The following is a 21,310-nucleotide window of genomic DNA, read 5'->3' as shown; positions in this document are numbered from 1 at the left end:
TTTTTAAACTCGCTTTAGCTGTATTTATTATGCGCCCGCAAGCTGAGTAAGACCTTGATTAAGCTAAGTCACTCAAATCAGCGCAATTTGATATTAGACCTGTGAAGCAGTATGGTCAAGATGCATTTGCATTTAAATCTAGCTAACTTCCGTCGCCTCTTCAGCAGGCTCATTATCGAAACTATCAATCAGATTTAGATCCATCTGCGTGCTTGAGTTTGCTGGCTTTTGCTTTTTATTCATGTCGCCGCGCGCAGTCTCAATATTATTTAAGTAAGCTTCATTAATGTCGCCCGTCACATATTTACCGTCAAAACATGAGCAATCAAAGTTTTTAATATGCGGATTACTTAATTTAACATCTTCTATCAGCGCATCTAAGTCTTGATAAATCAAGGCATCCGCACCAATTTCTTGGCAGATTTGTTCGTCAGTTCGATCTGTAGCCAGTAATTCATCGCGGCTAGGCATATCAATACCATACACATTTGGAAACCTGACTGGAGGTGCCGCAGAAGCAAAATAGACCTTATTCGCACCTGCATCACGCGCCATCTGTACAATTTGTTGTGACGTTGTACCACGAACGATAGAGTCATCAACTAACAAGACGTTTTTACCTTTAAACTCTATACCAATTGGATTTAGTTTTTGGCGTACTGATTTCTTACGTAGTGCTTGGCCTGGCATAATAAACGTACGGCCAATGTAACGATTTTTAATGAAGCCTTCACGATAGTCCAAACCTAAAGCAATCCCTAATTGCAAGGCACTTGGGCGACTGGTATCTGGAATTGGAATCACCACATCAATTTTTTTATCAGACCATTCACGTTTGATTTTCTCAGCAAGACTTTTGCCCATATCTAAACGTGTTTGGTAAACCGAAACGCCATCAATCACTGAATCAGGGCGAGCTAGATAAACATACTCAAAAATACAAGGGTTGAGTTTCGCTTCATCTGAACATTGACGTGAAAAAAAATTACCTTCCATATCAATAAAAACTGCTTCGCCTGGCGCTACATCGCGCACCATTTGGAAACCCAGTACATCCAGCGCAACGCTTTCTGAAGCCACGATATATTCCGTACCTAGTGCAGTTTCAAGCTTACCAATCACTAATGGACGAATACCATTTGGATCACGGAACGCTAACAAACCAAAATTAGCAATCATCGCCACTACGGCATAGGCACCTTTACAGCGCTTGTGCAATGCAGACACTGCATCGAAAGCCATATCTGTGTTTAATACGGCATTGCGCGAGGTTTTCTCAATTTCGTGCGCCAAGACATTCAGCAAAACTTCAGAGTCTGAATTGGTATTGATATGGCGTAAATCTTGACGAAACATTTCTGATTTTAGTTGCTGTGAGTTGGTCAAGTTACCATTGTGTCCAAGCACGATGCCAAACGGAGAGTTCACATAGAAAGGTTGAGCTTCAGCTGCGCTAGAAGAGCCTGCAGTTGGGTAACGAACATGAGCGATACCCACATTTCCAATCAAGCTGCGCATATGACGCGTTTGAAACACATCTTTCACTAAGCCATTGTTTTTATGCATGAAGAACGTATTGCCATCGGTAGTTACAATGCCTGCAGCATCCTGACCGCGGTGTTGCAACACTAACAAACCGTCATACAATAATTGGTTAACTGGATTTTTACCTACAATGCCTATGATTCCGCACATGAAGAAAGCCTTAAGTGATTAATTCTAATTAAAAATTCTATAGTTCTAAGATGTAGGCCTTGATGCAGCTATTCAAGTCTTAAGATGTAAATTAACTTTAGCTAATTTAATCGTATTTAACATGCTTAGCAATGCTTATCGGCACCCACGGCAACATACTGACAACCAATGCTTCAAGTGGTGCGCTAAACATGGCATTTCGCCAGCGTGCATCATTGGGCAATTCGGTAAGTCCCGCTAAAAATACAACAATACATACAATTAATAATCCACGCGCCAAACCAAAAAAAGCACCTAACAGTCTATTAAGCCAGCCCAGCCCCATTTTTTTAAAAACAGATGAAAGTGCAATAGCTAACAAACTGGCAACTAGCAAAGTGGCAAAAAACAAAACTAAAAATGCAGCCAATATACGTAGCGACTCGGTTGGTATATCCTCTGGCATCATTGGCAGAATCTGACTTGCATAAGTTTTAGCCGTTACAAAAGCGGCTACCCAACCTAGAATTGCCAATGCTTCTCTAAAAAAACCACGCATCACGCTTAATATGATGGAAAAACCAATGATAGCGAGTGCTACATAATCAAAACTTGTCATGTATTTTTCAAATCAATTAATCACACTAAATAATCGAACATATAAAAATATGTCTCATTAATTATTACTAATGACCATTCCAGTTAAATCTGCCGATTGCAATTTAATGAGTGCGTAGGCAGCTTCTTGGCGTGAATTAAAGCGCCCTGCTCTTAAGCGAATTTTTTCACCTTTTGGTGTTGTAATATTTTCGGTGTGAGAATCAAGCCCAACTTGCTTTAATCTTGCTTGCAACTGTTTTACGTTAGCGGCATCTGAGAAAACGCCAACTTGTATAGTAAAGGTTTCGCCATTTGTTGAAGCAGCTTTCACTTCTGGTTCTTTTAACGATGGTTCTTTAACATCAGTTTTTTTAATTTCAGGTGTTTTTGGTTCAGTTGATTTAACTTCAGACTTTTTAGTATCTGTAGTAATAACCTCTGCTTTTTTAAGAAGCTTTTTGTCTTCGGCTTTTTTCTCATCAGCTAACTCTTTTTTTATATCACTAACTTCTTTAGCACTTTCAGACGGAACTTGTTTATCTATCTCAGTAACAGCAGGTGATTCTGATTTTACTGATTCAGGCTTCACAGATTCGCTTGCTGAAGCAACTTCTGCTTGTGGTTCAATTGACGTTAGATTCGCCTCGGCTTTTGGCAATTGCTGACCAACATCATCAGGCATCGTAATTTTGATAGCTTCTTGTGGTGCTAAAGCAGCACGATCTTGCAACACCATTGGTAATACAATCACCATCAAAAGCACAAGAGCGATAGCACCTACTAAACGGCGACGTGCGCGTTTCTTTAAGGCTAGTTCTAGATCATTAGGTGACTCAGTTGCCATTGCTGCTTCCTTAGGGATTCATTCTAAAAGATTAGTTTTCCGAGAGATTAATTTTACAACTTAGCTTTATAGTTCGGACTAAAACGTTTGCATCACGCTTGCAACTGTATAAAAAGAACCGAATACGAGTATTTTATCATTTTCACCGACATCAATACAGGCTTGTTGGTAAGCAATATTGGCATTTGAGAAGGTTTTAAACTTCGCATGCGGATCGATTTCAGAAACAATTGCAGCCAGCTCCTCAGCTGCTGCACCTCTAACATTATCAATTCCCGCGATATACCATAGATCAATTTCATCTTTAACGGCCTGCACCACGCCTTGCATGTCTTTATCTGCCAGCATTGCAAACACTGCGATTGTTTGGCCTTGAGGCGTTCTGCTCGCATTGAGGTTTGCAGCTAAGGCGCGCGCAGCATGTGGATTATGAGCAACATCTAAAATAACATGTGGTGAAGTGGAAACTGTCTGGAAACGCCCAGCTAAACTTACTTGATGCATAGCGCTTGCTATATTGGCAGCGGTTACAGGCAGCTGAGATTGAAGTGACTCAACAGCACAAACAGCGCATGCTGCATTATTGAGCTGATAAGCGCCTTTTAAAGCTGGAGTAGGTAATAGATAAGCGACCTCTCCAGCGGAGTATCTCCAACTATCGACTCCGTCTAAAGTAAAATCAAAATCATGGTGCACACGTTTAAAATTGGCTTTAACTTCATGCGCAAAGGAAACTAAGCTCAATGGTGGGTTAGGGTCGCCACATATCGCTGGTACGTATGGACGGTAAACGCCCGCTTTTTCAAAACCTATGCTTTCACGCGTATTGCCTAAAAACTCTTGGTGGTCTAAATCAACACTTGTCACAATAGAGCAGTCAGGCTCAAAGGCATTCACAGCATCTAGCCTGCCTCCTAAGCCTATTTCTAAAATTGCAACATCCACGCCCGTCTGTATAAAATGCCACATGGCTGCTAGCGTGCCTACTTCAAAATAGGTGAGTGCAATGATTTCGCTATTTGCATCTACACTGGCATCTGTACTGGCAGCTTCCCCCCTAGCAGCATCTACCGCAGCAAATGCTGCACAAAGCGCGTCGTCACTCACTTCTTGTTTATTAATACGCACACGTTCGTTATAACGTAGCAAATGCGGTGAGGTATAGCAGCCTACTTGATAGCCAGCATCAGTATAAATTTGCTCTAACATTGCACATGTAGAACCCTTACCATTGGTTCCCGCCACAGTGATAATGGTAAATTTAGGATGCAATTTCAGACGGTCAATCATTTGCTTAACCCTATCCAAACCCATTGCAATAGATTTGGGGTGCAAACTTTCAATATAACTTAGCCATTTGGCTAGGTTTTTCGTCGATTTAGAATGATGCATGTGATGAGCCATCAGCCAAAATTAGCCTTAGGCATTGAAACAATTGAGAAGAAGCTATGCGCAAATAATTAAGCCGCAACAGGTAAGCGCATCAAGTTAGCCAAAAGACCTGCTAATCGATTACGCATTTCACGTCTATCAATAATTAAATCAATAGCGCCATGCTCTAACAAGAATTCTGCACGCTGAAAGCCATGTGGCAAGGTTTCACGCACAGTTTGCTCAATCACGCGTGGACCCGCAAAGCCAATTAACGCTTGTGGTTCTGCCACAATAATATCGCCCAACATGGCGAAACTTGCTGATACACCACCCATGGTTGGATCAGTTAATACAGAGATAAAGGGTAATCCAGCTTTACTCAACTGGGTAAGCGCCGCGCTGGTTTTAGCCATCTGCATCAATGAGAGCAAACCCTCTTGCATACGCGCGCCACCACTGGCGGAAATACAAATGAACGCCATTTTGTTATCAATGGCCGTCTGCACACCTCGGACAAAACGCTCACCAACGACTGAGCCCATAGAGCCGCCCATGAACTTGAATTCAAATGCAGCAACAACCACTGGCACGGTTTTAATGCTGCCTTGCATCACAATCAAAGCATCTTTTTCCCCAACAGATTTTTGTGACTCTCTAATACGCTCAGCATAGCTTTTGCTGTCTTTAAACTTTAGTGTATCAACAGCCACAACATTTGCACCGATTTCGAATTGACCTTCTGCATCAAGTAATTGGGCTAATCTGGCTCGCGCGCCAATACGATTGTGATAAGAACATTTTGGGCAAACTTCAGCGTTATCAGCTAGATCTTTCATATACAAAACTGTTTGGCAGGCTGGACATTTACTCCATAAACCCTCTGGTACAGTTTTCTTATCGCCGCCAACAACACGTTTGATCTTTTGTGGTAATTGATTTAACCAACCCATAACACTATCCCCTTGGTAACAGTTTTTACGATTTTATCGTTTAATTATTTTGTTGCCGATTATTAAAAACTAGTTATTTTGCAGCGTCCACTGCGGCTTTAAGCTCATCCATCAACGTAGCTACATTGATTAACAAGTTCTCATCATTTGAAGCTTCAATGGTTTGCACCATGCGGCTACCAACTACAACCGCATCAGCGATAGCAGCAGTAGCTTTTGCAGTTGCTGCATCACGAATACCAAAACCCACACCTACCGGCAAATTGGTTTGCGTGCGGATTGAAGCCACTCGTTGTGAAACTTCAGTAATATCCAAATTCGCAGCGCCAGTAACGCCTTTTAGTGACACGTAGTAAACAAAACCACTGGCTTGATTCACAATTAAATCCACACGCTTTTGGTCAGTGGTTGGTGACAACAAAAACACAGGATCAATATCCCTAGAGCGCAATTGCTGAACAAAGTCACCACACTCTTCTGGCGGATAATCCACAGTTATCACACCATCTACATCCGCTGCTTTTGCACGATCTGCAAATGCTGTAGCGCCAATTGCTTCAATAGGGTTTGCGTAACCCATGAGTATAATTGGCGTTGTTTGATTGGTTTCACGAAATGTTTTGACCATATCGAGCACAGCAGTTAAACCAACCTTATGCATTAAAGCACGCTCACTGGCGCGTTGAATCACAGGGCCATCTGCCATTGGGTCAGAAAATGGTACGCCTAGCTCTATCATATCTGCACCATGTTTAACCAAAGTGTGCATCAGACTCACGGTGTGCTTAGGGTGTGGGTCGCCCGCTGTGATATATGGAATTAAAGCCGTTTTGCCTTGATGTTTAAGTGCTGTAAAAATTGTTTGAATACGTGACATGAGTTATATTTTTTATAAGTTTAAAGAGTAATGTTAGCTAGCTTGGCCACGGTATTAATATCTTTATCACCACGACCTGATAAATTGACTAATATAATTTGGTCTTTGCTCATGGTTTTAGCTAGCTTTTCTGCATAGGCCAACGCATGGCTGGTTTCTAGCGCAGGAATAATACCTTCAGTGCGGCATAGATTATGAAATGCTGCCATTGCTTCATCATCAGTAATCGCAACATATTCCGCACGTTTAATGTCTTTCAACCAAGCGTGCTCCGGTCCTACACCTGGATAATCCAAACCAGCAGATACTGAGTGTGTTTCAATAATATTACCATCAGCGTCTTGCATTAAATACGTGCGATTGCCATGAAGAACACCGATAGGGCTATTTGCAGTTAATGGTGCAGCATGCTTGCCTGTATCCATGCCCAAGCCCGCAGCTTCAACACCGATTAAACGCACATTAGGCACATCAATATAAGGGTAAAAAATACCCATAGCATTGGAACCACCTCCCACACAGGCCATCACTACGTCAGGTTGACGACCAGCCATTTCCATCATTTGCTCTTTAGCTTCAATGCCAATCACTGCTTGAAAGTCCCTCACCATCATAGGATATGGATGTGGACCTGCTACTGTGCCGATAATATAAAAAGTGTTATGAACATTGGTCACCCAATCGCGCATTGCTTCATTCAAGGCATCTTTAAGCGTTTTGGAGCCGCTTTCAACAGGTACAACGGTTGCACCTAACAACTTCATTCTAAATACGTTTGGCGCTTGACGTTTAACGTCTTCAGAGCCCATATAAACAACGCACTCAAGCCCTAACCGTGCTGCAATGGTGGCTGTAGCTACACCATGCTGACCCGCGCCTGTTTCTGCAATGACGCGGGGTTTACCCATGCGTTTAGCCAATAAAGCTTGACCGATAGTGTTGTTAATTTTGTGAGCGCCAGTATGGTTAAGATCTTCACGTTTAAGATAAATCTGCGCACCACCGACTTTATCAGACAAACGTTTTGCATGATAAATTGGGCTTGGGCGACCAACAAAGTGTTTCAAGTCATAAGCATACTCAGCTAAAAACACTGGATCGTGCCTGTACTTTTCATACATCACACGTAACTCTTCTAGCGCTTCAACTAAAGTTTCAGCAACAAAGGTACCACCAAATTGTCCAAAATGCCCACTTGCATCTGGCATATCATAAAGCTGCATTTCTAGTTCTCCACATTCAAATTTTTGAGCAATATTTCTAAGGGAATTGAAATTGCCAATACATGTTTTTAATTGCTATACACTTGGCGCATAAATGCTGTAATTTTTGCTGCATCTTTTACGCCTTTTGATGCTTCTACGCCACCGCTGACATCAACGGCATAAGGCATGACTTGGCGTATCGCTTGAGCCACATTATCAGGTTTTAAACCGCCTGCGAGTATGATTGGCTTTGCCAGCTGCTTAGGAATTAAATTCCAATCGAATACATGACCTGTTCCACCAAACGCGCCCTCTGTATAGGCATCTAATAATAAGGCTTTAGCGGCTGAATACTCTTTTGCATATTGTACCAAATTTGTATCCGACTTAACGCGAATTGCTTTGATAAAAGGTAAAGAGTAGCTAGCACATTCCTCAGGACTTTCGTCTCCATGAAACTGCAAAAGATCAATATTAGCTTCTGCTATGACTTCATTAATAAAGCTAGGTTCAGCATTTACGAATAAACCAACCACACTGACAAATGCTGGAATATGATGAGCAATTTCTATCGCTTGATTGATGCCGACATTTCGCGGACTTTTATCATAAAAAACCAAGCCAATCGCATCAGCCCCCTGTTCAACAGCACTTAATGCATCTTCAACTCGCGTAATACCACAAATTTTGACTCTAACTCTCAAGAAAAACTTTCACAGTGACTTTTAAATTTAAATACAAAATGCCTAAAGCGTTATTGTAACGCTTAAATGAGGACATGGATGTGACTTTGGCTATCGCTTTGTATGTCTTGTTGACTGTCAGCTTGATTAATTGGAAGCCCCCACTTTGGGTCGTAGCCTACTCCAGTTAGATATAATCCATTAGGAGAGAAAGTGGGTGGCGATAGCGTTCTATCACGCTTATGCAGCAGCTCTTTCATATACACTGGTGGATAAGCACCCTTGCCTATATAAACCAACGCACCTATCATGTTGCGTACTTGGTGTTGTAAAAATGCATTGGCAGTAAACTCAAAGATAAAGTACTTGCCAGTCATTTTCACGTCAGACTTAATCATATGTCTAGTCGCCGTTTTAGCTTGACACTCCGAAGCTCTAAACCCACTAAAATCATGCTCTCCAATTAAATAGCTTGCAGCTTCAGACATCGCCTCGCCATTAAGCGGTAAGTGAAACCAGCCAGCTTTAGTTGCCATTAAGGCTGGTGCAACTGGCGCGTTGTAAAGTAAATACTGATAACTGCGCGAAAAAGCTGAAAAGCGCGCATGAAAATCGTCATCTACTTCATGCGCCCACTCTACTCGAACTGTCTCAGGCAAATACGCATTGACACCACGCACCCAAGCTGTAACGGGGCGAGTACTCGTTGTATCGAAATGAACCACCTGACAATGCGCATGCACACCAGTATCTGTGCGACCTGCTGCATGCACTCTCACTTGATGTTGGGCGATGCTTGATATAGCCAACTCAAGTGCATCTTGAACCCCGCCTCCGTTGGGCTGACTTTGCCAACCACAGAAATTGGCACCATCATAAGCTAAACCAAGGGCAACTCTCAAAGCGACACCTTAATTACAACAAGAATCAAAACAATCCCTCAACATTAAACTCTCTAAAATAAAATAGTGCAATTGTACTAATAATCAATACCATGACTACCAGTATATCAGTCCATTTAAGTGGGAAACTTTGCAACACAATTACCCTATCTTTATGTACTAGCTCAGTTGTTGAAAGCATTTTATCCAATTGATCAAACTTAAACTTGAACTTCTCTTTTGCCGCCAATTCCTCAACATAATCCAATGTGAGCAATAACCTAGCGGTAAATTTATTGGTATTAATGCCTAATAGATTGAGTGGCGAAAGTAATAAATGCAGCCCGATCATCAACTGTTCTTTTGAGCTTGTTGCAAACAAGATACTAAGAACAGCAAGCGCAATTAAAAGTTTGGCTATTTGCACAAACCCCAAGACACACCCCTCAATTGTAGGTGCGACAACGTTTGGTATGTGCTGAACATACTCGCCCGGTGTGCCAAAAGCATAAATAATAAATATTGAAATAAATAGCCATTTCATACGCTTAACCACACGTAAGAAACCACCTTGCTCTAACCATAATGCATAAATAAACAGGGCTATGCACAAGACTAAAACGTGTGGATTACTCAGGTAACTCATGAGCAATAAGGTAAAAATGAATAGTAAAATTTTAACGATGGGATGCATTGTTTTCATTAAAGTACTAAGCGCTTAAATAAAAAAGCCGAGCTATTTGCTCGGCTTTTTTATTTAATTTAGCTTATACCAAACTATCTAATAATTCTTTTGCACGTAATTGCTGCACTGGTCCACCCTCTTTTAGAATTTCCTCCAAAAGTTCACGCGCACCCTCTTTATCATCCATATCAATATAAGCTGCAACAAGATCTAACTTAATATTAACATCTGGCGACTCAGCCATTACTTCACCAGCAGCAGCTTTTTTAGGCGTAGGTTTTTCATGTGACAATTCAGATTCATCATCAGCTAAATTCAAATCAATAGCAGATAAATCGAACGTGTTGGCTTCAAATTCCTCAGATTTAGCCCTCACCTCTTCCTTGGAGGCAACTGGCTCTTCGATACTAGGGAAGTCGAAAGTTATTTCTGAGGCATCCATTTGCAATTGCTCTGCCGCAGGCTTAACATCTGTGTCTGCCGCAAAATCAAGATCAAATGAAATATCTTCTATAGAACTTGGTGTCGCTAAATTTATCTCAGTCAACTCATCTGCATCTGTTGGCAAATTGAAGTTCATGTCAAAATCTGCTGATGAAATCTCAGTGCTATCAGTCAAACCAGAGCTGTCAGCTAAATCAACACCGCCGCTAAAGTTAGGAATATCAGGTGCATTAAACTCCAATGTATTAGCCGTCATCTCGGGCGCTGCAATTTCACTAACAATCTCTTCTGGCACTGATTTACTTGTAAATTCACCTAAATCAAAATCCATCAAATTCGATGTATCGTCTTTAGGGGGAACTTCGGAGAGTTTTTCATCTGCAAGGAAGTCCACCGTACTTGCCGATTCTAGAGCCATAGCCGTAGGTTTATTGCCTTCTGCTGCGTCATCTATAGTACCAAGGTCAAAAGAAATATCTGAATCGATGTTTTGTGCTTCGGCAAAACTTTGCATCACGGCTGAATTGGCATCGTCTTCGCTAGACTTATTATTAGCTAACATATCATCATTGAATGAGAAATCTAAGCCCGCACCCTCAGCAACCGCCACATCAGAAAAATCAGCTGCAGCAAGTTTTTGTGTGACTGGGGGACTCACAGCAACAGCTTTACTCACATTATAAAGCGGATTACTTGGCTCCATTTCAACTCCAATAGCAGCCACTTTAGCCCACGTTGGATCATCAGCGCCTAATGTAGTGTAAAGCTCGCCTGCTATTGTCTCAAACGCTGAAGTGTCCTTACGCGCCGCATACATTTCCAGTAATTTAAGATGTAATTCGTAGCGTTTCGGCTCTTTTGAAATGGCATCCTTCAGTATTTCTTCAGCTTGCGCATCACGACCATAAGCCATGTAAACTTCTGCCTCAGCAATTGGATCGACATCATTAGTATCGATCATGCTGCCATCAGCGCTTTGTGCAAAATCTGTTAAGAATGAGGTATCAGACATACTGGCATTACCAGTCGTGTTGCCAAATACTGTGTTAGCGCGCAATCCACCAGAAGTTAGAATGCCACGCTCAAAACTATCTAAGTCTTTTCTACGCTTGTTGCGCAGAAACATCCAGCCAGCACCCAGCAACGCTACACCTCCAGCCCCACCCAACACCGCTAAATCAACTGAATTCATCAGACCAGCAAGGAAGCTAGGCTCCTCTGCCACAGGGATAGGCACAATCACAGGTGCAGCTGCAGTAGGCTTTTTAACTTCTGGCTGTGCAATTGGCATTTCTACTGGAGGGGTCACCACTTCAGTTGGTTTTGCATCAACTACAGGGGCAACTTCGGTTTTAGCAACATCTGTTGGCGCATCAACTGCTTCAGGTTTTTTAGCCGTGGCTTCTGCATTCTTTTGCATGTCTGCCATCGACTGACTTTTCATCGCAATCAGTTTCTGCATGTCCGCGATTTGTTTTTCTAACGCAGCAGTTTTATCATTAGCTTCTTTTAAAGAATTCTCACGCGCAGTGGTTTCCTCTTGTAGCGCAATAATTTTCGCCTCTACAGATTTAGCAGCATCTTTTGCATTTTTTGTACCGGCTTTATCCCCCGCTGAGAGCTTAACAACATCTTTAGGACCCATGGCTACAGGCGCTGCCTTATCCTCCGCCGTAGCAATTTTTCCTGATGTAGATTGTTTTTGTTCAGCTTCAGCCATTGCTGGAGCAGCCTCAACATTACCTGCTAAAGCGTTACGATAAGCGTTCCAATTAGCTGAATGTATTTTGATTGTTTTTTTAGCTTGCTGATCATCAATGTTAGTCAACTCTTCTTTAGACGGCACTTTAATAATTTGACCAACTTTAAGGCGATTCATATTGCCTTTAGCAAAAGCCTCTTTATTGTTCTCATACAAACCAACCAGCATCTGGTCTAAGCTAACACCTTCAACCTGTACTTCTTTTGCAACTGCGCTAAGTGTGTCACCGCGTTTGGTCGTTAGCTCTTGCTCATTCTTAGCTACAGGTTCTGAAACTGGCTCTTGCTGAACGACTGGTGGCGCTGGTCTTTTTTGCTTTTTTGATTTTTGTGTGACTGGCTGAGCAGTATCTCCCATACTAGAAGTTGGAGCTTTAGCAGTAGATTGGGTATTACTTGCACCCCCACTCGAAGGCAAATTCACTGGAACTGAAGCTGTACTTTCAGGTTTGTAACCAGGTGGGTCTAACAATACTGTATATTCACGCTGTAAACGTCCTGTAGCCCAGTCTACTTGTATCAGCATATCGAGATATGGATCACTGACTGGCTGACTTGAACGTATTTTTAGAACGGGTGAACCATCGGCATTTTTTGCAATTTCCACTTTAATATTATTGTGGATACCTAAGCGTGGTATGCCTTGTTGTGCGTATGCATCTTCTGAAGCAATTGAAGCAGCAAGAGTAGAAAGCTCTTCTGGTGTTACTGATAAAAGCTCGATTTCAGCTTTGAGTGGTTCACCTATCCCTGAATTCACGTTCAGCTTACCCAGTCCTGCAGCGTAGCTAGATAACGGCAATAGTGCTAAGCACACAGCCAGAGAAATTTGCTTTATTTTAGATTTACGCACATTTAGCCCTTGATCAAACTTTATACCTAAATATTAAAATAACATCAAATAGTTAGCTATGCAAGCTGATAATGCACATTATATTCAAAGGCTATATATGCGTTGCGTTTGAGTGCTATTATTTTCACAACAGCACTCAGGTCATTCAAGTTATTTCTCTATTAAAATCCGCAACATACGGCGCAACGGCTCAGCAGCACCCCATAGCAATTGGTCGCCAACGGTAAACGCTGATAAATAGTCATCACCCATACTTAACTTACGTAAACGACCTACTGGTGTATTTAAAGTACCAGTCACAGCAGCAGGTGTAAGCTCGCGCATACTAGCATCACGCTCATTTGGAATCACTTTTGCCCACTGATTAGCCTCTGCCAGCATTTGGTTGATTTCATCTAATGGCACGTTTTTTGTTAGTTTAATTGTCAGCGCTTGACTGTGACAACGCATCGCGCCGATGCGCACACAAAGACCATCAATCACAATAGGATTAGCTTCGCGGCCTAAAATCTTATTCGTTTCAACGCCGCCTTTCCACTCTTCTTTACTTTGACCATTACCTAAATCTTTATCGATCCAAGGAATCAAGCTACCTGCCAGTGGCACGCCAAAATTTGAAGTTGGGAATTTATCATCACGCAAAGTACCTGCAACGGTGCGATCTATGTCTAGAATGGCAGAGGCAGGATCTGCCAATAACTCGCTAGCTGCAAAATGCGCTTCACCCATTTGTTTGAGTAATTCACGCATATTTTGCGCACCTGCGCCAGAAGCTGCTTGGTAAGTCATTGAAGTTGCCCATTGCACTAAATTGGCTTTAAACAAACCATTTAATGCCATCAACATCAATGACACTGTGCAATTGCCGCCCACCCAGTTTTTATTACCGTGTGCATAAGCATCTTGAATCACGTGCATATTCACTGGATCAAGAATAATCACGGCATCTTTTTCCATGCGCAATGTTGATGCCGCGTCAATCCAATGCCCAGTCCAACCTTCTGCACGAAGTTTAGGGAATATCTCGCTGGTGTAATCGCCGCCTTGGCATGACACAATTGCATCCATTGCCTTTAAATCTGCAATACTCATTGCATCTTTTAATGATGCAGAATCTTTACCAATGTTCGGTGCTTTTCCACCGACTTGTGACGTCGTGAAAAACTGCGGTTCGATTAAGGCAAAATCACTCTCTTCCATCATGCGCTGCATGAGGACTGAACCAACCATACCGCGCCAACCAACAAATCCAACTTTAAGCATTTTCATAACCTTATTAATTTAATGCAGCAACTATTTAACGTTTAAATTTATAGTGCCGCAACAACAGCTTCGCCCATCGCATTACAGCCCACCAAGTTACAACCTTCTGTTGCAATATCAGCGGTTCTATAGCCTTGAGCTAAAGCTTTTTTACATGCGTTTTCAATCTTAACTGCATTAGCTTCATCATTGAATGTATAACGCAACATCATAGCGACTGACAGAATAGTTGCTAATGGATTCGCAATATCTTTACCTGCAATATCAGGTGCAGAGCCATGACTAGGCTCGTACATACCTTTGTTATTTGCATCCAGTGAAGCAGATGGCAACATGCCAATTGAGCCTGTGAGCATTGAAGCTTCATCAGACAGAATGTCACCAAAAATATTACCAGTGACCATCACATCAAATTGTTTAGGCGCGCGAATCAATTGCATTGCAGCGTTATCAACGTACATATGGCTTAACTCAACTTCTGGATACTCTGCTGACAACTCAATCATCACTTGGCGCCACAACTCAGTCGTTTCCAACACATTTGCTTTATCTACAGAGCAGACTTTCTTGTTACGTTTCATTGCAATATCAAACGCCACACGGCCAATACGTTTAATTTCAGACTCGTTATAGCGCATCGTATTGATGCCTTCGCGCTCACCATTTTCTAACGTACTAATGCCGCGCGGCTGACCAAAGTAAATATCACCTGTAAGCTCACGAATAATCATTAAATCTAAACCAGAAACCACTTCTGGCTTGAGTGTGGACGCGCCCGCCAACTCAGGATAAAGCAAAGCTGGGCGTAAGTTTGCAAACAAATTAAGCTCTTTACGAATGCGTAATAAACCACGCTCTGGGCGTAAATGACGCTCTAACTTATCATATTTCCAGTCACCTACTGCACCCAATAAAACCGCATCAGAATCTTTAGCTAATTGCAAAGTCGCATCTGGCAGCGGATCACCCGCAGCCTCATAACCAGCACCGCCAATCGGTGCTTCTGTCATAGTGAGATTTAAATTGAGTGCTTTTAGCACTTTAACTGCTTGAGCTACGATTTCTGGACCGATGCCATCACCTGGCAATACTGCGATTTTCATGAAATTACTTTCTTAACTTAAAACTTACTAAATTTGAACTTATTTGATTTAATAGCCGCGCAGCTTTTTAATTAAAAACCAGTTAATTAAACAGCCATGGTTGCGCTTGTTGATGCTTTGCTTCAAACGCTTTGATTTTGTCTTGATGTTGCATGGTTAAACCAATGTCATCCAAACCATTCAACAGGCAATGTTTACGGAAAGCATCGACCTCAAACTTGTGCACTTCACCACTTGGAGTGGTCACTGTTTGAGCACTTAAATCCACATCGAGTTTGTAGCCCTCTGTTGCAAACACTTGGTTAAACAAGTTATCTACAATTTCAGCTGACAACACAATTGGCAACATACCGTTTTTGAAACAGTTATTAAAGAAAATATCCGCATAACTTGAAGCAATAATGACTTTAAAACCAAAATCTTCAAGTGCCCATGGCGCGTGTTCTCTTGATGAACCACAACCAAAATTTTCACGAGTAAGCAAAACGCTAGCGCCTTGATAACGTGCTTTATTTAACACAAAATCAGGGTTGATTTTACGCTTGGAGTTATCCATACCAGGCTCACCGTGGTCTAAATAGCGCCATTCATCAAATGCGTTCGGTCCAAAACCTGAGCGCTTAATCGACTTCAAGAACTGCTTAGGAATAATCGCATCCGTATCGACATTGGCGCGATCTAAGGGAGCGACCAAGCCATCTAATTTTGTAAAAGCTTCCATATTTTTCTTTAACACACTCTTTAAAATATAAGTCTTTAAATGACTTAAGTAGCGAAATTAACTCGCGGATTTTTTGATGGCTTCACCACCTTTTTCAATATCTTGGCCCATGCCATGGATAGTGTTACAAGCAGTTAGCGCAAAACTCAAAGCGAGTAAAGTTAACATTTTTTTCATTCAAAACCCCTTATAAACTTAAGTTAATGATTGTCGTACATCTACAAAATGTCCGGCTACCGCAGCAGCAGCAGCCATTTCAGGACTCACTAAATGCGTACGGCCGCCTTGACCTTGACGACCTTCAAAATTACGATTCGAGGTTGAAGCACAACGCTCACCCGGTTCAAGTCGGTCAGCATTCATTGCCAAACACATCGAGCAACCTGGTTCGCGCCACTCAAATCCAGCTGCTATGAAAATCTTGTCCAAGCCTTCTTGTTCCGCTTGTGCTTTTACCAAACCAGAGCCTGGCACCACTAACGCCAACTTAACATTAGGTGCGACATGCTTGCCTTTAGCCACAGCAGCGGCAGCACGCAAATCTTCAATGCGTGAGTTTGTACAAGAACCAATGAAAACTTTATCAATATTGATTTCGTTGATAGGCGTATTTGGTGTTAATCCCATGTAAGCGTAAGCACGCTCCCAATCTGCGCGTTGCACCTCATTTTTAGCTAAATCCAAGCTCGGCACGCGTCCGTCGATACTCACCACCATTTCGGGTGAAGTTCCCCAAGTGACTTGCGGCTGAATATCTTCAGCATTTAAAGCCACAACGGTATCAAACTCAGCACCTGAATCAGTATGCAATGTTTTCCAATAGGCAACGGCTGCGTCCCATTGGTCTGCTTTAGGTGAAAATGGACGACCTTTCACATACTCAATCGTCTTATCATCCACTGCAACCAAACCTGCGCGCGCACCTGCTTCAATCGCCATGTTACACAAGGTCATGCGGCCCTCCATGCTCAAGCCGCGAATCGCAGAGCCAGCAAACTCAATCGCATATCCGTTACCACCAGCAGTACCTGTTTTGCCGATAATGGCTAATGCTACATCTTTAGCCGTGACACCTTTACCTAATACGCCATTGACTAAGACCTGCATGGTTTTAGACTTCTTTTGCACCAAGCATTGTGTCGCCATGACGTGCTCGACTTCTGACGTACCGATACCATGCGCCAATGCGCCGAATGCGCCATGTGTGCTGGTATGAGAATCACCGCACACCACGGTCATACCTGGCAAAGTCGCACCCTGCTCAGGACCAACCACATGCACAATCCCTTGGTTTTTATTCATGAACGGAAAATAAGCTTTTGCACCAAACTCATTAATATTGCTTGTCAACGTTTCAATCTGCAAACGTGCTACAGGGTCAGCAATCCCCGCCAAGCCTTTATCCCAGCCATTGGTAGGTGTGTTGTGATCAGCAGTGGCTACAATTGATGAAATACGCCATGGCTTACGACCAGCCAGACGTAAGCCTTCAAATGCTTGAGGGCTTGTGACTTCATGCACCAAATGACGGTCAATGTAAATCAGCGCCGTACCGTTTTCTTCATGTACAACGTGGGAATCAAACAACTTATCGTATAGCGTTTTTGCCATTTTTTTAACCTAAGGTTTCAACCTAACAACTAATCTCTAAAATTACCAAACTGCAATGGAAAATCCGTCACAGACTTTTTCACAAAAGCAATTGCATCTTGCAATAAATCGCGCTTTGCACCATTCACACGAACAGTGTCGCCTTGAATACTTGCCTGTACTTTTAAGCCAGAATCCTTAATCAATTTACTGATGCGTTTTGCTAAATCGCCATCAATACCATCTTTGATTTTAAGCTCTTGCTTAACTTTATTGCCGCCGACTTTTTGGACATCCTTATGCTCAAGACGTTTCGTTGAATCAGGCTCTTTCTTCTCCATCCCAGGCAGCAAAATATCTTTAATCTGATCCAGCTGAAAGTCATTATCACCAAACAAGGTGATAACACTGTCTTTCTCATTCAACTCAACCTTGGCTGAAGTGCCTTTAAAATCATAACGATTGGTGATTTGCTTACCCGCAGTATCAATCGCATTTTTTAACGCGACCATATCAACTTCAGATGAAATATCAAAACTTGGCATAATTTAACTCCTAATAAACCTATAAGCGAAGACTATGCAAGGCATGATTGCGAAGGCAGTACGTTTAGTACGACGAGCGCGAAATAACGCCGCAGAGTCGAGCCGTCTTTACTCGAAGTGGCAAACGTAGTCTAGGGTTTCGATTACTTCAATATCAAAACTTGAGTTACCAGGGACAGTAAATTTCTCACCCTCAGCATAAGTTTTCCATGCTTCTTCACCGCTTAAGCGAACTTTGCATGAGCCAGAATTAATTTCCATTAATTCTGGTGCTGCTGTATTGAATGTAAGTGTACTTGGGAAAATAACGCCAATAGTGCTGCGCGTGCCATTTGGAAGCATGACTGTGTGACTAACACATTTACCATCGAAGTAAATATTAGCTTTCTTTTTTACGCTGACATTGTCAAATTGTGCCATTTGCTGCTTTCATTAATAATCAAAATAACATTATCGCAGAAAAGACACGCCTAACCAACACCCAGCCAATATGGTGCATAGAGATTAAAGCGTGCACGAACAGGTTTGAAGAGAATAAACGACTTAATACAATGAGTTCTAGCTAGAACTCAGAATAAATTGACTAAAAACACTCCGCTTCAGCAAAAGATTTACCTTGTTGATCTTTTGCAGACAATAACGCTGCACCATTAATAGGCCATTTGATATCGACTTTAGGGTCATTCCATGCGATACAACGCTCGAACTCAGGCGCATAATAATCAGTCGTTTTATATAAAAACTCTGCGGTTTTAGAAAGCACAACAAAGCCGTGCGCGAATCCTTCTGGCACCCAAAGTTGTTTTTTATTTTCCGCGGACAAAATCTCACCTATCCATTGACCAAAAGTAGGCGAATTCTTGCGAATATCTACAGCAACATCAAATACCACGCCCTGCACTACCCTCACCAATTTACCTTGTGGCTGTTGAATTTGGTAATGCATCCCACGCAATACGTTTTCTGCCGATTTAGAGTGGTTATCTTGTACGAACTTAACTGACTTACCTATTGCAGCTTCAAATTTCGCATGATTAAAGCTTTCAAAAAAGAAGCCCCTATCGTCACCAAAAACGTTGGGTTCAATCACTAGTACATCTGCAAGGGCTGTTGGCGTGACTATCAAGGTTGTACTCCATCTTTCAACATGCGAAGCAGATACTGACCGTAGCCATTTTTAGCTAATGGCTGTGCCAGCTTTTCTACTTGCGCTGCATTAATAAAGCCTTTGCGATAAGCGATTTCTTCTGGACAAGCGACTTTAAGCCCTTGTCGTTGCTCTATCGTTTGAATAAAGTTACTCGCATCAATCATGCTTTCATGAGTGCCTGTGTCTAGCCATGCATAGCCGCGCCCCATAATTTCAACACTTAATTGATTGCGTTCAAGGTAAACACGATTCAAATCTGTAATTTCTAATTCGCCCCTTGCAGAGGGTTTTAGGTCGGCTGCAATATCTATGGCCTGATTGTCGTAGAAATACAAACCGGTCACCGCATAATTACTTTGAGGTTTTAGTGGTTTTTCTTCCAAACTAGTTGCACGACCATCGCCGTCAAAAGCCACCACACCATAACGCTCTGGATCTTGCACGTGGTAAGCGAACACCGTTGCGCCATGCTCGCGCGCAGTGGCTTGCTCAAGCTGCATATGCAAGTCATGTCCATAAAAAATATTATCGCCAAGCACCAATGCACTAGGGTCATTGCCAACGAAGTCTTTACCAATAATGAATGCCTGTGCCAACCCATCTGGACTTGGTTGTACTGCATATTCTAAATTCAAACCCCAGTCGCTGCCGTCACCCAATAACTCCTGAAAACGCGGCGTATCTTTTGGTGTCGATATGATTAAAATATCGCGTATTCCCGCTAACATTAAAGTACTAAGCGGATAATAAATCATCGGCTTATCATGAATGGGTAACAACTGCTTTGAAACAACTTTGGTTACAGGATAAAGCCTAGTGCCAGAACCACCTGCGAGGATAATACCTTTACGTGTTGCCATAACTCACCTCAACTTTTTCTTTTATTTATACTTCACAATAGCTATTAATGATGTTTATTTAGAATTTCAGCCAGCAATCGAGTGACGCCACTTTGCCAACTTGGCAAAACTAAGTCAAAACTATTTTGTAATTTTTTAGTACTTAAACGTGAATTCAATGGTCTTTTGGCTGACGTAGGAAAAGCTGAGGTCGGCACAGCCTGAATTGCATCAACAGCCACTTTAATCTCAACGCCTGCTTGACGCGCTTGCTCAATGACAAAGCTGGCGTAACCGTGCCAAGAAGTCTCACCACTTGCAACAAGATGATATAAACCGCTCACTTCTGGGCTTACTAAAGCTTTGCGAATAGCGTGTGCAGTGACGTCTGCAAGTAAATCAGCTCCTGTTGGCGCACCAATTTGATCGTTAATCACTTTTAACGCATCTCGCTCTTGCGCAAGCTTCAGCATGGTTTTAGCAAAGTTTCCGCCGCGCGCAGCATACACCCAGCTCGTGCGAAATATTAAATGCTTACAGCCTGATACAACAATCGCATTTTCGCCCTCTAGTTTGGTGTGACCATATACACTTAATGGCGCAGTAGTGTCCGTTTCAAGTCTTGGCGCTTCACCACTGCCATCAAACACATAATCAGTTGAATAGTGAACCAGCCATGCCCCAATACGCTTAGCTTCATTCGCCAAAACGGTTGGTGCAAGCGCATTAATAGTGCGCGCCAGTTCATGCTCGCTTTCTGCTTTATCTACTGCAGTATGTGCGGCCGCATTCACAATCACATCTGGTGCAATAGCTCGAATAGCTTCTGCAAGCCCATCAAGATTTGTAAAATCACCGCAATAATCCAAGCTGCGTGCATCCAAAGCAATCACTTCACCCAAAGGAGCTAAGCTGCGCTGTAGCTCCCAACCCACTTGACCATTTTTACCAAACAAAAGAATTTTTATTGAACTCATATTTCACCTACACGAAAACTATTATTCTAATTAAATTTTTCAAATAGAAATCAAGCAATAACAGGAAGATAACCCGTCAATTATCCTATATAAACGTTGAATCAACCCACTATTGCTTAAAGCAATAGGCATACTTAAAGAGCCTCACCTATTTGAGTATTGGGCAAAATGCAAGTATGCGTATAATAAATATGAAGTTTTTGAGTTATTTCACATGATAATATTAGGCTTAAACCTAAGGGCATCTCTAAAAATCCACCATAATTTTGCAAACTGAGACTATGTGTGGCT

21 protein-coding genes are annotated in these 21,310 nt (G+C 42.2%); all 21 read right to left on the bottom strand.

Features of this window, described 5'->3' with window-relative positions; all coding sequences use genetic code 11:
• Window positions 1-138: 138 nt before the first annotated feature.
• A complete protein-coding gene (gene purF, locus PSU78_RS12465; RefSeq protein ID WP_300388484.1) occupies window positions 139-1,695 on the bottom strand; it encodes an amidophosphoribosyltransferase in 1,557 nt (518 codons plus the stop codon).
• Window positions 1,696-1,801: 106 nt separating this feature from the next.
• Window positions 1,802-2,293 (bottom strand): CvpA family protein, encoded by a 492-nt coding sequence (locus PSU78_RS12460; protein ID WP_300388482.1) that lies wholly within the window; start codon window positions 2,291-2,293, stop codon window positions 1,802-1,804.
• Between the two features lie 57 nt (window positions 2,294-2,350).
• Window positions 2,351-3,118: an SPOR domain-containing protein gene (locus PSU78_RS12455; protein ID WP_300388480.1), complete on the bottom strand. Its 768-nt coding sequence runs from the start codon at window positions 3,116-3,118 to the stop codon at window positions 2,351-2,353.
• Window positions 3,119-3,196: 78 nt separating this feature from the next.
• Window positions 3,197-4,510: a bifunctional tetrahydrofolate synthase/dihydrofolate synthase gene (gene folC / locus PSU78_RS12450; protein WP_300388478.1), complete on the bottom strand. Its 1,314-nt coding sequence runs from the start codon at window positions 4,508-4,510 to the stop codon at window positions 3,197-3,199.
• Window positions 4,511-4,578: 68 nt separating this feature from the next.
• Window positions 4,579-5,442 (bottom strand): acetyl-CoA carboxylase, carboxyltransferase subunit beta, encoded by an 864-nt coding sequence (accD, locus tag PSU78_RS12445; RefSeq protein ID WP_300388476.1) that lies wholly within the window; start codon window positions 5,440-5,442, stop codon window positions 4,579-4,581.
• Between the two features lie 73 nt (window positions 5,443-5,515).
• Entirely contained in the window at window positions 5,516-6,319 is an 804-nt protein-coding gene (gene trpA / locus PSU78_RS12440) for a tryptophan synthase subunit alpha (RefSeq protein ID WP_300388474.1), read from the bottom strand.
• A gap of 20 nt (window positions 6,320-6,339) precedes the next feature.
• Window positions 6,340-7,542, bottom strand: coding sequence for a tryptophan synthase subunit beta (gene trpB / locus PSU78_RS12435; RefSeq protein WP_300388472.1), 1,203 nt, complete (start codon window positions 7,540-7,542; stop codon window positions 6,340-6,342).
• Window positions 7,543-7,610: 68 nt separating this feature from the next.
• Window positions 7,611-8,228: a phosphoribosylanthranilate isomerase gene (locus PSU78_RS12430; protein ID WP_300388470.1), complete on the bottom strand. Its 618-nt coding sequence runs from the start codon at window positions 8,226-8,228 to the stop codon at window positions 7,611-7,613.
• Window positions 8,229-8,290: 62 nt separating this feature from the next.
• A complete protein-coding gene (truA, locus tag PSU78_RS12425; RefSeq protein ID WP_300388468.1) occupies window positions 8,291-9,109 on the bottom strand; it encodes a tRNA pseudouridine(38-40) synthase TruA in 819 nt (272 codons plus the stop codon).
• Between the two features lie 25 nt (window positions 9,110-9,134).
• A complete protein-coding gene (locus tag PSU78_RS12420) occupies window positions 9,135-9,782 on the bottom strand; it encodes a CbiQ family ECF transporter T component (protein WP_300388574.1) in 648 nt (215 codons plus the stop codon).
• A 73-nt stretch (window positions 9,783-9,855) separates the two neighbouring features.
• Entirely contained in the window at window positions 9,856-12,831 is a 2,976-nt protein-coding gene (locus tag PSU78_RS12415; protein ID WP_300388466.1) for a FimV/HubP family polar landmark protein, read from the bottom strand.
• Window positions 12,832-12,981: 150 nt separating this feature from the next.
• Window positions 12,982-14,094 (bottom strand): aspartate-semialdehyde dehydrogenase, encoded by a 1,113-nt coding sequence (gene asd / locus PSU78_RS12410; RefSeq protein ID WP_300388464.1) that lies wholly within the window; start codon window positions 14,092-14,094, stop codon window positions 12,982-12,984.
• A 47-nt stretch (window positions 14,095-14,141) separates the two neighbouring features.
• A complete protein-coding gene (gene leuB, locus PSU78_RS12405) occupies window positions 14,142-15,197 on the bottom strand; it encodes a 3-isopropylmalate dehydrogenase (protein WP_300388462.1) in 1,056 nt (351 codons plus the stop codon).
• 82 nt (window positions 15,198-15,279) lie between these two features.
• Window positions 15,280-15,918, bottom strand: coding sequence for a 3-isopropylmalate dehydratase small subunit (leuD, locus tag PSU78_RS12400; RefSeq protein WP_300388460.1), 639 nt, complete (start codon window positions 15,916-15,918; stop codon window positions 15,280-15,282).
• A gap of 57 nt (window positions 15,919-15,975) precedes the next feature.
• Entirely contained in the window at window positions 15,976-16,095 is a 120-nt protein-coding gene (locus PSU78_RS12395) for an entericidin A/B family lipoprotein (RefSeq protein WP_300388458.1), read from the bottom strand.
• 18 nt (window positions 16,096-16,113) lie between these two features.
• A complete protein-coding gene (leuC, locus tag PSU78_RS12390) occupies window positions 16,114-17,529 on the bottom strand; it encodes a 3-isopropylmalate dehydratase large subunit (protein ID WP_300388456.1) in 1,416 nt (471 codons plus the stop codon).
• 29 nt (window positions 17,530-17,558) lie between these two features.
• Window positions 17,559-18,053, bottom strand: a complete 495-nt coding sequence (locus tag PSU78_RS12385) for a YajQ family cyclic di-GMP-binding protein (RefSeq protein WP_300388454.1) — start codon at window positions 18,051-18,053, stop codon at window positions 17,559-17,561.
• Window positions 18,054-18,161: 108 nt separating this feature from the next.
• Window positions 18,162-18,473 carry a pyrimidine/purine nucleoside phosphorylase gene (locus PSU78_RS12380; RefSeq protein WP_300388453.1) on the bottom strand — a complete coding sequence of 104 codons (312 nt, stop codon included), beginning with the start codon at window positions 18,471-18,473 and terminating at the stop codon, window positions 18,162-18,164.
• Window positions 18,474-18,636: 163 nt separating this feature from the next.
• Entirely contained in the window at window positions 18,637-19,179 is a 543-nt protein-coding gene (gene rfbC, locus PSU78_RS12375) for a dTDP-4-dehydrorhamnose 3,5-epimerase (protein WP_300388451.1), read from the bottom strand.
• Entirely contained in the window at window positions 19,176-20,063 is an 888-nt protein-coding gene (rfbA, locus tag PSU78_RS12370) for a glucose-1-phosphate thymidylyltransferase RfbA (protein WP_300388450.1), read from the bottom strand. The genes rfbC and rfbA overlap by 4 nt, the downstream gene beginning before the upstream one ends.
• A 44-nt stretch (window positions 20,064-20,107) precedes the next feature.
• Window positions 20,108-21,010 carry a dTDP-4-dehydrorhamnose reductase gene (gene rfbD / locus PSU78_RS12365; protein WP_300388572.1) on the bottom strand — a complete coding sequence of 301 codons (903 nt, stop codon included), beginning with the start codon at window positions 21,008-21,010 and terminating at the stop codon, window positions 20,108-20,110.
• Between the last annotated feature and the right edge of the window lie 300 nt (window positions 21,011-21,310).

Source organism: Methylotenera sp. (genome assembly GCF_029945705.1).
Classification (GTDB): domain Bacteria; phylum Pseudomonadota; class Gammaproteobacteria; order Burkholderiales; family Methylophilaceae; genus Methylotenera.
This window is presented reverse-complemented; position numbering and strand designations above follow the sequence as displayed.